Origin of the sequence: Halomicrobium urmianum, from assembly GCF_020217425.1 — an archaeon.
GTDB classification, from domain to species: Archaea; Halobacteriota; Halobacteria; order Halobacteriales; family Haloarculaceae; genus Halomicrobium; species Halomicrobium urmianum.
On the sequence record NZ_CP084090.1, the window covers coordinates 2,828,400 to 2,843,887 of the forward strand.

Sequence of the window (15,488 nt, forward strand, 5' to 3'; positions counted from 1 at the left end):
TGGCCTGTGGATCTGTCGTTGCAGAGTGTGCGTGAGATGATAACGGGCGTTGTCAGATTCCATCGGAATCTGACTGCCAATCAGAAATCTTCGATTTCTGATGACGTTGTATCCCCGCCCTACTGCGTCCTCAGAACGCTTCACGTTCTGACGTGCGAACGAGAGCTCCGCTCTCGTTAGCTACTCGGTCACTTCGTTCCCTGTGTTGTCGTCCGAAAATCGAAGATTTTCGTGATCACGAGAGAGCTACGCTCTCTCGACCGACTCCTTGAGGACGGGGCATTAGTGCCTGGTTTTCAGGTAAGCCGGCGAACGGCCGTTCTACTCGACGCCCGCTTCTCTTATTCTGCCGCTCTCGAAGACCGCCTCGCAGGCGCTCGTCTGGTCAGACGGTCGGGACCACCGCTGACGTCTTCACTGGCCGCCGAGTCACTGCCGTCGGCGGTCACCGAATCACTGCCGTCGACGGTCGCGGACGGCGACGGCTGCCTCCGCGGCGAACCACAGCGCGACGGCGGCAGCGGCCGCGAGGACGAGCGCCGCGTCGAGCGGGGACGCCCACGCCGGGAGCGCGAAGAGGGTACCGTGCAGGAGAAGCGGCGGGACCGTCGCCACGAGCCAGTGGGCGGGATCCACGTCGTCGAACGGCGACGCCCGCTGGGACTCGTAACCGAGCCGGGCCACGCTCGCGCCGCAGGCGCGCTCGTCGCCCGTCCCGAGCACCTCGACGTCGTAGCTCCCAGTGGGGGCGGGACGCGACCAGGCGACCGATCCGTCCGGGCGGACCGCCAGGACGCGCTCGCCGTGCGAGTCGGCGATCACCGTGGTTCCATTCGGGAGGCGGTCGGCGTCGCGGGGCCACAGGAGGCGCTCGTCGGTCCAGGTCCACGACTCGACCCACTTTCCGCCGGACTCGTCCGGCGACGTTCGGCTCGCGTTGATCGCCCCACTCCCGTCTTCACGCTGGTACTCGACGACCCGGTTGTTCTCGGAGTCGGCGACGAGGACGGCGGGACCGCCCCGCTCGGGCGGGATGTAGTCGGGGTTGTGCTGCTCGTACAGCTTGTCGTGGTCGCCGTCCTCCCCGAGCGTCCAGTCCTCGAGGAGCCCCCGTCCGGGCTCGACGAAGATCACCTGATCCTGGTTGCGCAGGCTGGCCATGACGACCTCGCCGCCGTCGATCTCCACCAGCTCCACGTCGTTGAGGTGCGTCCAGTCGGAGGGGTACGCGCCCCCGCTGTCGGGCTCGTAGACCTCGCTGACCCGCCACTCCCAGATGACTTCATCCGCCTAGGTGTCGATCATGTACACGCGGTCGGGGTAGCTGATGTCGGCGACCAGCAGGACCGACTCGTTCACGCGGTCGACGTCGTGGATCTGCGTCGATCCGTTCCGGCGGTGGTACAACTCGTGGACGGCCTCGCCGTCGCCGGTCGACAGGTTCACCCGGCGAACGACGTTCCGGAGGCAGTCCTCGCCGCCGCACCGGTGGTCGTCGACCGCGTCGCTCGCGACGAACTTGACCGTGCGAGCGCCGGTCGGCGTCGGGTCGACGTCGTGGTAGAGAGTCAGCGAGTCGTTCCGGTACGCGACCAAGCCGTTCGGTCCGTAGGCGACGATCTGTCCCGGCCCCGTTCCGTCGACGGTCGCGACCAGGGTCCGGTCGCGCTCGCCGTCGGGGACGGCTGCGGTCGCTCTGGCCGTGTCGCGGTCCGTCACGGCCGAGGCCGCCAGCGAGGCCACCGCGAGGAGGCACACCACCAGCGCGAGTCCGCGCAGGTGACGACGATCCAGCGGGACGAGAGAACCGTCGGGCATTCCTCCGGATGTTGGAGCGCGAACACTTAGAGGCCCGCGAAAGCGGGGGTACTCGTCGGTCCTCCAGTCGAAGCCGGAGGGAACCGCGGAGAACGCGGACTACTCGGTCGATCTCGCTCGTCTCCGATTCCGGGACCGGACGAACGGTGGTAGACCGCCGCCGTCGAACGGGCAGTTCTCGGCTGGTAACCGGCACAATTTATTCATAGGTCTGGGAATAGACCAACAAGCATGGCTACGATCGAGACCAGCGTCAACCGCCCGTACCTCCCCGCCGACGGCGCGACCCTCACCGCGGAAATCGACGTCGAGCCGGGCGAGCAGACCGCGAGCCCCCGCCGCCACGTCGCCCTCTGTATCGACACGAGCGGGTCGATGCAGGGCGAGAACATCCAGCGCGCCCGCGACGGCGCAGCGTGGGTGTTCGGCCTGCTCGACGACGACGACTGGGTCAGCGTCGTCGCCTTCGACACCGACGCGGAAGTGATCCTGCCGGCGACCCGGTGGGGCGACATCGAGCGCGACGACGCGATGGACGACGTCGACGACCTCTCCGCCGGCGGCGGTACCGACATGTACAGCGGGCTGCGCGCGGCCGCCGAATCGCTGCACGGCTCTCGTGCGGGACCCGACGCCGTCCGCCGGCTCCTCCTGCTGTCGGACGGCAAGGACAACGAGCACCAGCCCGCCGACTTCGCCGACCTCGCGCGGGAGATCGACGCCGCCGGCGCGCGGATCCAGTCGGCCGGCATCGGCACGGACTACAACCAGAAGACCATCCGGACGCTCGGCACCACCGCGCGCGGGACCTGGACGCACCTGGAGTCCCCCGGCGACATCGAGGCGTTCTTCGGCGACGCCGTCGAGCAGGCCGGATCAGTGGTCGCGCCGGACGCACAGCTGGAACTCGACGTCGCGCCCGGCGTCGAGGTCAGCGAGGTCTACCGCGCGCTGCCGCAGGCCCAGGAGGTCGACGTCGAGTGGGAGGACAACACCTCCGTCGTGAAGCTCCCGGACCTCGTCGAGCGGGAGCAACAGCGCGTCGTCCTGAAGATTCACGCGCCGGGCGGCGACCTCGGCGAGGAGGCGACGCTCGCCGACGTGACCCTCACCGCGCGCGGCGAGACGGCCGTCGACGAGGTGGCCGTCGAATACACCGACGACGCGGACCTGCTCGCCGAGCACAACGAGTCCGTCTCGATCGACCACAAGCAGACCGTCGTCCGCACCGAGCTGGGCAAGGGCAACGTCGAGGCCGCCGAGACCGAGGTCGAGCGGATGACCGTCGTCCACGGCGAGGACGCGGCCGCCGTCGAGGAGGCCGAGCAGCAGACCCAGCTCGTCAAGGAGGGCGGCCGCGCCGAGCGGAGCCAGGCCACCCAGATCGTCGACGAGGACCGACTCGAGTGACGATGGACGGAGCGGGACGGGAGCGCGGAGGTGACCGGCCGTGACGGCCGGCGCCGCGACCAGCGACATCGGGCCAGGCGACGTCGTCGCCGGCCGGTACCGGATCGAGGAGGAGGCCGGCGCCGGCGGGTTCGCCCGCGCGTACGAGGCCGTCGACGGCGACACCGGCGAGACGGTCGCCGTCAAGGTGCCCAACTACGACTCCGCGAACGACGCCGACGTCATCGAGGAGTACTTCGGCGCGGAGGCGGACGCCTTAGAGCGGATCCGCGCGGCCGGCGGCCACCCGAACGTGATGGACCTGCTCGCCCGCACGGACGTCGGCGGGACGCCCGTCCTCATCGTCGAGTTCGTCGACGGCTACGAGCTCGATCGGGCGATCGACGAGATCGGGACGCTGGACGCCGGCGAGGTCCGCGAGGTCGGGATGGGCCTGTCGGACGCGATGTCGTTCCTCCACGAGAACGAGATCGTCTACCGCGACCTGAAGCCGGACAACGTGATGCTCGCCGAGCGGGACGGGCAGGTGACGCCCGTCCTGATCGACTTCAACACGGCCACCGGGTTCGACGCCTCCGGCGAGGCCGAGGACTCCGGGACGACCATCCTCGGCCCCTACAAGCCCCGCGAGGTCGCCGAGGCCAGCAGGACCGACGCCCGGCAGGGCCCGTGGTCGGACGTCTACTCCATCGGGAAGATCCTCCTGTTCCTGCTGAAGGGCACCGTCCCGAAGCAGGACGGGATCGACCCGCGGGACTTCGGCGTCGACTGCCCGGCCTACCTCGCCGCCGTCGTCGAGAAGGCCACCCGGACGGACTACGAGGAGCGGTACCCCAACGCCACCTCGCTGTACCACGTCCTCGAGCAGGAGGACCCGAGCCCGCCGCCGCAGGCGCGCCTGCAGTCCCTGCAGACGGACGCGCGGTTCACGATTCACCCCGGCGACACCCTCGGCCGGGAGGACGCCGTCGGTCCCTCCCCCGCGATCGCCATCGAGGACGAGGACGAGTACGTCTCGACAGTCCAGATTCAGTTCGAGTACGACGGCGGGACGTGGGTGCTGGGCGACCGCAGCCTCAACGGCACCTACGTCCAGACCGGCGAGGGCTGGCAGCGGGTGCTGGGCGCGGCCGGCCGCGAGCGTCTGCGCGAGCAGGGCGAGGACCCCACCGACCGCCACGGCGAGGTCCCGCCCGAGACGTTCCGGCTCGCGGACGGCGACCTGATCGCGCTCGTCCACCCCAGCTACGGTGTCGCATTCGAGTTCCAGACGGGATGACCATGGAGTACGCAACACGATACGACGTCGGCGACCGGAAGCGAGCGAGCGGCATCAACGAGGACAGCGTCGCGGTGTCCGTCTTCGAGGAGGGGCACCGCTCGGGGCTGCGCGCGGGTGACGACGCCGGCGAGAGCGATCCGGGTGGCGTCCGCGGCGGGGCCCGCGTCGACGCGGACCGGGGTGCGGCTCGCGGGGCCGGCGCGGGCGACGCATACGACGGCAGCGAGGCCGGCGCGCCCGAGAACCGGTCCGCGTTCGCGTTCGCGCTGGCCGACGGCGCCGGCGGCCACGACGCGGGCGACGTCGCCTCCTACCTCGCGACGACGCGCGCCCTCGAAGAGCTGTCGCCCGTCGCGGCTCGCGCGGCGCGGAGCGACCCCGGCCCGTTCGGGATCGACGTGAACGACGCGGTCCTCCCCGACGAGCCCGACGCGGCGTCGCTGGAGGCGGCCGTCGAGGAGGCAGTCGTCGCGGCCCACCGCGAGGTCGTCGGGTACGCCGCCGAGTCCGGGACGGCGGCGTACACGACCCTCGTGGCCGGGGTCTGCGTCGGCGGGCGCTGTCACTACGGCTGGGTCGGCGACAGCCGGGCGTACCTGGTCAACGCCGCCCGGGACCGGATCGAACTGCTCACGAAGGACCACGCCGTGGTCGAGGAGTTGCGCGACCGCGGCGAGGTCGACGACGTGGCCGCCCACGTCCATCCGCGCGGCAACGAGATCACGCGCGCGCTGGGCGGCACCGGCGACGCCGACCCCGAGACGGCCACCGTCCCCGTCGACACCGAGACCGCCCCGGTCTACGCCGAGGACGTCCTGTTCGTGACCAGCGACGGCCTGATCGACGCCCAGACCGACGCGCCGGTGCTGTACGACCGGTACGTCGAGTCCGGACACGACGAGGAGGTCGCCGCGTCGGTCCGCGAGGCGGTCGTGACGGACGCGGAGTTGCGCGATTACGTCCTGCGCACAGATTCGCTGGCCGACGCCGCCGAGGACCTGATCGACCTGGCCAACGAGCGCGGCGGCAAGGACAACCTCTCGCTGCTGCTGGCCCGCGATCCGGGGCTCCCGTCGACGCCCGACGACCGACCCCTGCGGCGTGCGCTCGAACCCGAGCTCCTGGAGGACCGGGCCACTGTCATCCTCCGCGAGGAGTAATCAGCGCTCGTTCTCCACGAAACTATTTTCTACGATTGGATGCCATTGCCATACCAGGATGTCAGAAAGTACCGGTTCGCTGGTCGAATGTCCTCTCTGTGGGGAGGAGTTCGACCCGACGGTGGCGGGGGGATGGTGTACCAACTCGGACTGCGGCGAGTGGCAGCACGAGGGCACGACCGACGCGGGCGGCGACGAGACCGAGGCTGACGACGAGTCGGAGCCCGATGGGCTCCCCGGAGACTGGGACACGCCCGCTGGGACGAAGTCGGACGACGATGACGACGAAGCGTCCGGTGACGTCGGCTCAGCGGTGCCGGGGCCGGGAGCCGAGGACGGCGAGGCCGAGGGCGACGACGCGACTGCCGAAGCCGCGACGGCCGACGAAGCGGCGCAGGACGGCGAGGACGCCGCGGACGCGGATGACGGGAGCGCGGACGGCGCGGTCGAGGCAGATGCGGACGGCGGCGAGGACGCGGCAGACGAGGACGGCGACGGAGCGCCCGCGGACTCCATCGACTGTCCCGACTGCGGCGCCGACCTGTCCGCGGACGCGGAGTTTTGCACCGAGTGTGGGTCCGACGCCGTCGGCGAGGACGAGGCGTCAGACGAGGCCGAACTGTCCGAGTGTCCGTCCTGCGGGACGGACGTCGACGCGGACGACAGCTTCTGCGCCGGCTGCGGCGAGGACCTCGACGCCCACCGCGGCGACGACGACGGCGGGCTCGAAGCCTGTCCGTCCTGCGGGACGGACGTCGACGCGGCCGACAGCTTCTGCGCCTCGTGTGGTGAGGACCTCGACGCCCACCGCGACGGCGACGTCCTGACCGAGTGCCCGTCCTGCGGGACGGACGTCGACGCGGCCGACAGCTTCTGCGCCGGCTGCGGCGAGGACCTCGACGCCCACCGCGGTGGCGGGACGGCGGACGGTCCCGTCGACTCGGGCGCGACGGCTGGCGGCGGCGCGTCGAGCGCGGGTGCCGGTGCGGGCGAGGAGACGCCGTCGGTGCTCGCGCTGACGGCCTACGGCCGCTCGGTCGTCGTCGGCGACGACGAGACCGTGGGCCGGGAGATCCGGTCGTTGCTGGCCGACGCGGGCAAGTCCGAGGACGAGGCGGTCCGCATCCACCGCGAGCACGTCCGGTTCGTCCGGGAGGACGAGCGGTTCTACCTCGTCGATCTCGGCGAGAACCCCACGCAGCTCAACGGCGAGTCGCTCCAGAAGGGGGACCGCCGTCCCGTCGAACCCGGCGACGAACTGGACCTGTCCGGCGTGGTGACGATGACCGTCGAGGAGCCCTGATCGACGGAGCGGTGCGAGCGGACGACCCCGATACTGCTCGGAACTCCCCGCCGGGAGCCCGACCGCCGCGGCGAACGGAAGGGATTTCACGGGGGCCGACAACGATGCGCGTATGACGTGGCGGCGCGAGGTCGGCGACGCCTTCCGTCTGGTCCGGACTGAGCGATGGGTGGCGACGGACCTCGTCGCGGGCGCGCTCCTGTACGCGCTGTGGTTCGCCGGCACGGGAGCGCTCCTCCGGCGGGCCGCGGACGCCGCCGGACTCACGCCGCCAGCGGCCCACCGCCCGGTCCTCGTCGCCGCCTGCCTCCTCTGGCTGGTCGTGCCCGGGGCGGTCGCCGTCTACCGCCTCCGCGACCGTCTGCTGAACCTGCGCGGGAACGTCGAGCAGCGCTACCGCTTCGACTACCCGGGCGCCCTGCTCGTTCCGCCGGCGGCGTTGCTCGCGGCCCTGGCAGTCATCGCCGCGGTCGTCCCCGATCGCCGCTACGGCGCGGTCGCCCTCTCGGTCGCCGGGCTGTACCTGCTGGCGCGCACGCTCGCGTACAGCTACCGCGTGTTCGCCTTCTCGCGACCCGCGGTTCTCTACGCGGCGACGTTCGCGACGGTCGCGGTCCAGGCGCCCGCGGTCCTGGTGACGGTCGCACCGGCCGTCGACCGGGGCGCGCTGGTCGAACGGGCCGTCGCGGCGCTGGGGGTCGGCGAGTACGTGACGGGGACCGCCGGCGGCGTCCCGCTCCCGCTGGTCGCGACCGTTGCGGTGCCGGTCGGGCTGGCCGTCGCGTACGTCGCCCTCCAGAACGTCGCCGCGCTCGCGGTCCGTCTGATCGAACCCGAGGTGAACCGCTCCGACCTCCGGACGGGCCAGCGCTACCCGCCCTTCGTCGACGTGGCCGACGGGCCCGCCTACGACCGGACGCCGGCCGACGGCGAGGCGACCGACGACGACCGAGCGGCCGAACCGACGCCCGACGAGGGGACCGACGACGCCGGCGAGAACCTGGACGAGGTCCGTCACACGCGCGTGTTTAGGCCCCCGGGTGAGGACGGTGACGACGCGAGCCCCGGCGGCGCGGACCTGATCGAGGACGGCGCCGGCGGCGCGGACGCTGGGACCGGCGGCGCCGCCCGTCGCTGTACGGCCTGCGGCGAAACCGCGGGGGCGGACGCGACGGTCTGTCCGAACTGCGGGACGTCGCTGTAGCGCTCCGAAGCAACCGACGTCCGTTCCTCCTCGACGACGGAGTGCCTTCGAGCGTCGACAATATTTATGACATCTGGTATCGAACCACAAATTGTAGGCGCAGTCGCGAGGACACACTGGACGTCCTGAGCGGGTCCGTTCGTCGGGAACGGGGCCCGTTCGGGGTAGAGGCAAAACCGAAACCCCGTAAGAGGGGTGCGAGGTGAACGCCTCGAAGGAGGACCGAAGCGGCCCGATACCCGCACTCCATTGAGCGCGGGCGAGAAGGCCAAGTAGCGGACCGCGCGTGAGCGTGGTTCGCGAACCTGGTCGGACCAGTACAGGCCGCAGGGGCCGTGGACCCCGCCTCCCGTCCGGGTCCTGATCGCGATCGCGTCCCGTTCTGTCGCTCGCTACCGCCGAGCCGGGAGGCCGGACGCGTTCGGTTCGCCCGGCCGCCGTCAGTCACCCTGCGCCGAACTATCGCGCCGCCCGTCGCCGACGCCGACGTAGGCGTCGCCCTCCTTCATGATCGCCTGTGCGTTGCCGAGCTGACCGGAGTCCTCGATCTCGTGGCCGAGATCCGCCAGGCCCCGTCGGGTCTCCTCCGGGATGGTCTCCTCGACGAACAGCCGGCCGTCGCCGAAGGCGAAGATGCGCGGCTCCTCGACGGCCTCCTCGATGCTCATCCCGAACTCGGCGACGTTGAGGATCACCTGCGACACCGTCGTGATGATGGTGAACCCGCCCGGGGAGCCGATGCTGAAGAACGGCTCGCCGTCCCGGAAGACGATAGTCGGGCTGGTGCTGCTCAGCGGCCGCTTCCAAGGCTGGACCTCGTTCGGCCCGCCGGGCTCGGCGTCGAAGTCGGTCAGCTCGTTGTTGAGCATGAACCCGCGGCCGGGCACCATGTTGCCCGAGCCGAACAGCTGCTCGATGGTGCTGGTCCAGGAGACGACATTGCCCTCGCCGTCGGCGGTCGTGAAGTGGGTCGTCTGGCCGCTGTCCTCGACGGCCGGGTGCGCCGACTCCGTCGACTGCCCGGCGGCCGTCGCCAGGTTCTGGAACTGCTCGATGTCGCGGGCCTCGACGCGGTACTCCCCGCCGGGCTGGAAGGAGAAGGGGTCGCCGGGCTCGTAGGACGCCCGCGCCGACTCGACGTCGATCAGTTCCCGACGCTCGTCGACGTAGTCCTCGTCGAGGAAGCCCTGCTTCGGCGGGTCGACGAACTCGTCGTCTCCGAGGTGCGCGGTCCGGTCGACGAACGCCAGGTTCGACGCCTCAGCGATGAGGTGGTACGTCTCGACGCCCCGGCGGTCGAGGTCTGCGAGGTCCAGCGGTTCGAGCAACTGGAGAATCTGAGCGATGGTCAGCCCGCCAGACGTGGGCAGGGACATCGTCCTGACGGTCACCGTCTCCGCGGAGCCCTCGAAGGTGCTGACGGTCGGGAGCGTCCGTTCGACGTTGTACCGCCCGAGGTCCTGCGCGGACATGTTCCCGCCGCGCTTCCGGCGCCGGGCGAGCCCCTGGACGGTCTCGGCGAGGTCCTCGCCGATCTCGCCCCTGTAGAAGGCCTCGCTGCCCTCGTCGGCGATCAGGTCGAGCGTGTCCGCGAGGTCCGGCTGGACGAGGTCGTCGCCCTCTGCCAGCGGTTCGCCCCCGGGGACGAACACCTCCCGCGCGGCCTCGTTGAACGCGTCCAGCTCGACGTTCTCGCGGATGGACTCCGCGAGGAAGGCGTCGACCGCGACGCCCTCGGCAGCCAGATCCACGGCCGGGTCGACCAGCTCGGCTCGCTCCTTGCTCCCGAACTCCTTCAGCATGACGTCGGCGGCCCGGAGCGTCCCCGGCACCCCGACGGCCTTGCCGTTCGTCCGCAGGTTCTGGAAGTCGGGCTCCTCGCCGTTCTCGTCGAGGAACATGTCCGGCGTCGCGCCCAGCGGCGCGCGCTCGCGGCTGTCGATGGCGTACTCCTCGTCGGCCTCCGCGTCGTATACGATTGCGAACCCGCCGCCGCCGATGCCGGACGTGTGCGGCTGGACGACGTTGAGCGCGAACTGGACGGCCACGGCTGCGTCGACGGCGTTGCCGCCGTCCTCGAGGACGTCGACGCCGATCTCCGTCGCCTTCGGGTGCGAGGACGCCACCATGCCGTCGCCGCTCGTCGCCGTCGACGCGTCGAGGACGTCCCCGTGTTCGTCGTCGCCCGCGGCCGCGACGCTCTGCGATCCGAGCACCCCGCTCCCGAGCAGCGCGGACGTTCCCGCGAGAAAGCCGCGTTTCGTGATCCGCACGCCGTCGTCCGTCCCCGTCGTCTCGTCCGCGGTCGTCTCGTCGTCCGCTTCCTCCGTGCGGTCGTCTTGAGTCCGCATGGTCACCGATCATGTAATTGAAATTTAGTTATAGACGGGGACGGGTCAGTACCGTCGGATTTCGTCGCGGCGACGCGGACCGGACAGGCGGGGCGGTCCAGCGCCGCCTCCGCGTCGGTTTCCGGACTGACAGCGACGGCGGGGTAAGGAAATCGTACGGCCCGTCAGCCGCCAGACTCCGAAGTCTCTCGGTCCGCGCCCGGCGCTGGACGACGCGGGTCACCGCCCGGGAATCGCGATTATCGCGCGAAAATCCGCGGCTACCCGCCCGGCGTGCGGGCCCACCGTCGAAATCGCCCCACTGCCGTCAGACGGTGACGAACCACGGAGTCCCGGGACGTCCACGGCCAGTTCACCCCTGCGAACGCGACAGTACCCTTTTGGCCCGGGCCAGCGAAGGTTCGGGTATGTACGTCCGGGACGCGAAGAACCGCGAGGAGGTCTGGCTGCTGGACCACATCGAGGAGATGGGCCTCGACGAGACGGCGTTCCGGTCGCGCGACTACGTCGTGGCGATCGACGAGGAGAACCACGAGAAGGCCGGCTTCGGCCGCATCCGGATCCACAAGCCCGACGACGGCGACGTCTGCGAGCTGACGAGCATCGGCGTCTTGCCGGAGTGGCGCGGCCAGGGGGTCGGCGCGCACGTCGTCGAGCGACTCGTCGAGTACGCGGGCGACGATGGGTTCCAGGAGGTGTACTCGCTGGCCGGCGAGCCCGACTACCTCCAGCAGTTCGGCTTCGAGCGCATCGAGCCCGAGCAACTGCCCGAGAAGCTCCGGGGCCGCCTGACCGAGAAGCAGGAGTCGATCCAGCCCGGCGCCGTCCCGCTCCGGCTCCAGGTCGACAGGTTCCGGATGCCCGGCCGGCTCCGCGACCGATTCAAGCAGGCGGCCGCCGAGGACGAGGGCGAGACCGAACCCGCCGAGGGCCCGGAGGACTTCGGCATCGACCCCGACGAGGCCACCTACAAGTACGACACCGGCCGCTGACGGACGCGACCGGCCGCTGACGGTTCGGCGCGCCGTCGGCTCTCACACCACCGTCACGCTTTTCTCTCGCTTTCGAGTGTGCCCGTGCATGGTCGAGTTCGTGACGCCCCCGCCGGCCGAGCCCGGCGACCGGGTCGCCGTCCTTGCTCCCTCCAGCGGAGCCGCGGCCGACGTTCCGGGCGTGCTCGCCCTGGCGCTGGAACGGCTCCGCGACCTGGGCGTCGAACCCGTCGTCTACCCGACCGCGCGCCAGTCCGACGACTACCTCCGCGACCACCCCGAGGCCCGCGCAGCCGACCTCCACGCGGCCGTCCGCGACCCCGAGATCAGCGCCGTCTTCGCCACCATCGGCGGCGACGATCAGGTGCGCGTCCTCGACCGCGTCGACCCCGCCGTCCTCCGCGAGCACCCGACTCGCTTCTTCGGGATGAGTGACAACACGAACCTCGCGGCCCTGCTGTGGACGGCCGGCGTCGTCTCCTGCTACGGCGGCCAGCTGCTCAACCAGGTCGCGACTCCCGGCCGGTTCCACGAGTACAGCCGGGAGTACCTGAAGCGCGCGCTGTTCGAGGAGGCGATCGGCGACCTCCGACCGGCCGAGGAGTGGACCGACGACGTCGTCTCCTGGTACCGCGACGACTACGCCGAGGTCGAACCCGAGTACGAGGACACCCCCGGCTGGCGGTGGCGCGGCGACCGCGCCGTCGAGGGCCGCGTGTGGGGCGGCTGCCTCGCAGTGCTCCGCTGGCAGCTGCTGGTCGACCGCTACCTCCCCGACCCCGAGCGGCTGGACGGGCAGGTGCTGGCGATAGAGACGGCAGAGAACATGCCCGAGGCCCGCCGCGTCCGCTGGACGCTGCGGGGCATGGGCGAGCGCGGCCTCCTGGAGCGGTTCGACGCCGTTCTCGTCGGCCGGCCGCAGACACGCAACCACGAGGACGATCCCGGGCGCGAGGCCCGCTACGAGTACCGCCGCGAGCAGCGCGAGGCGATCCTGGCCGAACTGGAGCGGTACAACCCGGACGCGACGGTCGTCTTCGACCTGGACTTCGGTCACACGAACCCGACCGCTCCGATCCCCATCGGCGGCCGGGTCACGATCGAGCCCGACGCGGAGACGATCCGCTTCGAGTGACGGCGTGTGAGACGCGATTACCCCTCGGGATCCGGCCGCTCTCCGAGCGTCAGTTCGACCGTCCGGCGCTGACCGTCCCGGTACAGGTCCACGTCGATCGATTCGCCGGGGTCGGTCTCCAGCGCGAGAAAGGATGTGAGGTCCTGGCGGGCGCGGATCTCGGTGTCCGCCATGCGGACGATCACGTCGCCGCCGACGGGGGCCGAGACGCCGTTGACCGGGCGCGTGCCGTCGCTGCCCTGAAGGACGCCCTCGGCCGGTCCGTCGTCAATCACCTCGTCGATGTAGACGCCGCGGGACTCGGGTACGTCGTTGGCGCGCGCGACGGGCGGCGAGACGTTCATCAGCCGTACGCCCACGTAGGAGTGGCCGAACTCACCCTCCGTGATCAGTTCAGGGATCACCCGCCGGGCCAGGGCGGCGGAGATGGCGAAGCCGATGTTGTCGCCGCCGCCGGCGTTGATGACGCCGGCGACGTCCCCGTCGAGGGTGACCAGCGGGCCCCCGCTGTTGCCGGGGTTGACCGCGGCGTCGGTCTGGATGGCGTCGGGGATCGAGAAGCCGTTGGCCGCGGCGAGCGTCCGGTCGCGGCCGCTGACGATGCCCTCCGAGACGGAACCGCCGTAGCCGAAGGGGTTGCCGATGGCGACGACCCGCTGGCCGACCGCGGGGTCCGATTTGAGCAGCGGGAGGGGTTCGGCGCCGTCCGGCAGGGCAGTCATCTCCATGACGGCGAGGTCGCTGTAGACGTCGGTCGCGAGGACCTCGGCGTTGCGCCAGCCCGAGTCCTGGAAGCGTACGCTCACGTCCGAGGCACCGGAGACGACGTGCTGGTTGGTGACGAGGTGGCGGTCGTCGTAGACGAACGCCGTCCCCTGCGCCCCGTTGCCGCCGCCGTCGTAGGTCCGGACCGAGGCGACCGAGCCGACGACCGACTCGTAGACGGCGGCGTAGGGCTCGCCGTCGACGGCCGCGTCCGCCGCGTCGCCGTCGTTCGACGCCGGGTCGTCCGCGTCTCCCGTCCCCGCGGGCGTGGACTCGCCCGTCGAGCCCGGGGACTGACAGCCGGCCGCGCTCGCGCCGCCGGCCGCCGCCAGCGACCCGAGGAAGGCGCGGCGGGACTGCTCGTGATCCATGGACGCCACACGGGCGTCGATCCGAATAAACCCCGGGCATCCGGCCGAAAGCTACAGGGTGGCGGCCACGTGACTGCTGGCAATGACGAGCAAGTCGAACTCCGACGCGGTCCCCGCACCGGGCTTCGTCGTCCCGGGCGCCCGGTGCGCCCTCGAGATGGCGCTGGTCGGCCTGCTGATCGGGCTGGTCGGGCTCCCGGCCGAGAACGCGCTGTACCTGGGCGTCGTCGCGCTGGCGGCGCTGGTCGCCATGGTCGTCGTCCTCTTCTGGTCGCTCAACCGGCAGATGCGCAAGTGGATCCGGCGCGCGCAGGGCAAGCCAACGATGGCCGACGGCTCCGATCCGCGGTGACTCGCGGCCGCTCGCCCCGCTCTCGGCCGGTCGGAGCGCGCGTTCGGATGCGCGAACCTCCTCCAACCGTTAAGTGCGCTCCGCGAGTAGCCGCGAGCGGCTATGGAACTCACCTGGCACGGCCACTCCACCTGGCACGTCACGGTCGGGGACACCTCGGTGCTGATCGACCCCTTCTTCGACAACCCCAAGACCGACCTCGATCCCGCGGACGTCGAGACGCCCGACTACGTCCTCCTCACGCACGGCCACGCCGACCACGTCGCCGACGTCGGCGAGTTCACCGACGCGACGATCGCCGGCACGCCGGAGATCGCCGCCTACGTCGAGGACGAGTACGGCGCCGATGAGACGGTCGGCTTCAACATGGGCGGCACCGTCGAACTGGGCGACGCCTTCGTGACGATGCACCGGGCGGATCACACGAACGGCCTCGAGACGGACTACGAGTACAGCGGCGGCCCGCCGGCCAGCTACGTCATCTCGGACACCAAGCCCACGCAGATCTCCGACGAGGAGTCGACGACGTTCTACCACGCCGGCGACACCGCCCTGATGACGGAGATGCGCGACGTGATCGGACCGTTCCTCGAGCCCGACGCCGCCGCCGTGCCCGCGGGCGACCACTTCACCATGGGCCCGATGCAGGCGGCCATCGCCGTCGACTGGCTCGACGTCGACCACGCGTTCCCGATGCACTACGACACCTTCCCGCCGATCGAGATCGACACCGACCAGTTCGTCAACGAGGTCAGGGGCACCGGCAGCGACGCCGAGGTGCACGTGCTGGACGGCGACGAGACGTTCGAGCTATAGGTTCGCCGTCGGCTGAAGGGATGCGCGGATCGACCGGCACGCGGAGTGCCGCGTCGGACAGGTTTTAGAGGGAGGCGGTCGACCTCCCGTACGCTATGGCAGACATTCAGGTCACCAGTACGTCCGAGGAGGGCTTCACGACGAGCAACGTCATCGACGACGAGTGGGAGCTGACCATCGACGCGCTCAGCGAGGACGGGCCGGACCCGAACCAGGTCCTCGCGGCCGACTACGCGTCCTGTTACATCCCGGCGTTCCGCGTGGCCGGCGACCAGACTGGCTACGACGACCTCGGCCGGATCGAGGTCGACGTCTCCGCGGACATCGACGAGGACGACGACCTCGAGTCGATCGCCTTCGACATCCGCGTCGAGGCCGACGTCAGCGGCGACGAGGACGAGCTGATCGAGCTGGGCGAGGAGATCTGTCACGTCCACTCGGCGCTGCGCGAGGGACTCCACGCCGACATCTCGGTCGAGGGCGACGCGTTCTAAGTCGGACGTCGCGACCGCACGCACCGTCGACCGCT

14 protein-coding genes are annotated in these 15,488 nt (G+C 70.8%); 10 read left to right on the top strand and 4 right to left on the bottom strand.

The window, feature by feature from the left end; all coding sequences use genetic code 11:
* Positions 1 to 453: 453 nt before the first annotated feature.
* On the bottom strand, positions 454 to 1,188 hold the full coding sequence (locus tag LCY71_RS14095; protein ID WP_225333783.1) for a hypothetical protein: 735 nt from the start codon (positions 1,186 to 1,188) through the stop codon (positions 454 to 456).
* Between the two features lie 102 nt (positions 1,189 to 1,290).
* Complete coding sequence (locus tag LCY71_RS14100) at positions 1,291 to 1,818, bottom strand: hypothetical protein (RefSeq protein WP_225333784.1); 528 nt, start codon at positions 1,816 to 1,818, stop codon at positions 1,291 to 1,293.
* Positions 1,819 to 2,049: 231 nt separating this feature from the next.
* On the opposite strand from LCY71_RS14100, the gene LCY71_RS14105 reads away from it, so the two are divergent.
* From LCY71_RS14105 to LCY71_RS14125, 5 genes are all read left to right on the top strand, one after another.
* Positions 2,050 to 3,228 carry a vWA domain-containing protein gene (locus LCY71_RS14105; protein ID WP_225333785.1) on the top strand — a complete coding sequence of 393 codons (1,179 nt, stop codon included), beginning with the start codon at positions 2,050 to 2,052 and terminating at the stop codon, positions 3,226 to 3,228.
* A 40-nt stretch (positions 3,229 to 3,268) separates the two neighbouring features.
* Complete coding sequence (locus LCY71_RS14110; RefSeq protein ID WP_225333786.1) at positions 3,269 to 4,507, top strand: serine/threonine protein kinase; 1,239 nt, start codon at positions 3,269 to 3,271, stop codon at positions 4,505 to 4,507.
* A 2-nt stretch (positions 4,508 to 4,509) separates the two neighbouring features.
* Positions 4,510 to 5,670, top strand: a complete 1,161-nt coding sequence (locus LCY71_RS14115; RefSeq protein WP_225333787.1) for a PP2C family protein-serine/threonine phosphatase — start codon at positions 4,510 to 4,512, stop codon at positions 5,668 to 5,670.
* 58 nt (positions 5,671 to 5,728) lie between these two features.
* Positions 5,729 to 6,973 (top strand): double zinc ribbon and FHA domain-containing protein, encoded by a 1,245-nt coding sequence (locus tag LCY71_RS14120; RefSeq protein WP_225333788.1) that lies wholly within the window; start codon positions 5,729 to 5,731, stop codon positions 6,971 to 6,973.
* 112 nt (positions 6,974 to 7,085) lie between these two features.
* A complete protein-coding gene (locus LCY71_RS14125) occupies positions 7,086 to 8,177 on the top strand; it encodes a zinc ribbon domain-containing protein (RefSeq protein WP_225333789.1) in 1,092 nt (363 codons plus the stop codon).
* Positions 8,178 to 8,617: 440 nt separating this feature from the next.
* On the opposite strand, the gene ggt is transcribed toward LCY71_RS14125, so the two are convergent.
* A complete protein-coding gene (ggt, locus tag LCY71_RS14130) occupies positions 8,618 to 10,528 on the bottom strand; it encodes a gamma-glutamyltransferase (protein WP_225333790.1) in 1,911 nt (636 codons plus the stop codon).
* 407 nt (positions 10,529 to 10,935) lie between these two features.
* Here ggt and LCY71_RS14135 point away from each other — a divergent pair, with 407 nt between their 5' ends.
* Both LCY71_RS14135 and LCY71_RS14140 read left to right on the top strand, forming a co-directional pair.
* The gene (locus LCY71_RS14135; protein WP_225333791.1) at positions 10,936 to 11,520 is read left to right on the top strand and encodes a GNAT family N-acetyltransferase; all 585 of its coding nucleotides are present in this window, start codon (positions 10,936 to 10,938) and stop codon (positions 11,518 to 11,520) included.
* 88 nt (positions 11,521 to 11,608) lie between these two features.
* Complete coding sequence (locus tag LCY71_RS14140; RefSeq protein ID WP_225333792.1) at positions 11,609 to 12,655, top strand: S66 family peptidase; 1,047 nt, start codon at positions 11,609 to 11,611, stop codon at positions 12,653 to 12,655.
* A gap of 17 nt (positions 12,656 to 12,672) precedes the next feature.
* Here LCY71_RS14140 and LCY71_RS14145 read toward each other — a convergent pair whose 3' ends face one another.
* Positions 12,673 to 13,791: a S1C family serine protease gene (locus LCY71_RS14145; protein ID WP_225333793.1), complete on the bottom strand. Its 1,119-nt coding sequence runs from the start codon at positions 13,789 to 13,791 to the stop codon at positions 12,673 to 12,675.
* An 82-nt stretch (positions 13,792 to 13,873) separates the two neighbouring features.
* Between LCY71_RS14145 and LCY71_RS14150 the strand changes: the two genes are divergently transcribed.
* The 3 genes from LCY71_RS14150 (at position 13,874) to LCY71_RS14160 (ending at position 15,453) form a co-directional block, all read left to right on the top strand.
* Positions 13,874 to 14,143: a hypothetical protein gene (locus LCY71_RS14150; protein WP_225333794.1), complete on the top strand. Its 270-nt coding sequence runs from the start codon at positions 13,874 to 13,876 to the stop codon at positions 14,141 to 14,143.
* A 102-nt stretch (positions 14,144 to 14,245) separates the two neighbouring features.
* Positions 14,246 to 14,959 (top strand): metal-dependent hydrolase, encoded by a 714-nt coding sequence (locus LCY71_RS14155; protein ID WP_225333795.1) that lies wholly within the window; start codon positions 14,246 to 14,248, stop codon positions 14,957 to 14,959.
* A 95-nt stretch (positions 14,960 to 15,054) separates the two neighbouring features.
* Positions 15,055 to 15,453 carry an OsmC family protein gene (locus tag LCY71_RS14160; RefSeq protein WP_225333796.1) on the top strand — a complete coding sequence of 133 codons (399 nt, stop codon included), beginning with the start codon at positions 15,055 to 15,057 and terminating at the stop codon, positions 15,451 to 15,453.
* Positions 15,454 to 15,488: the final 35 nt, after the last annotated feature.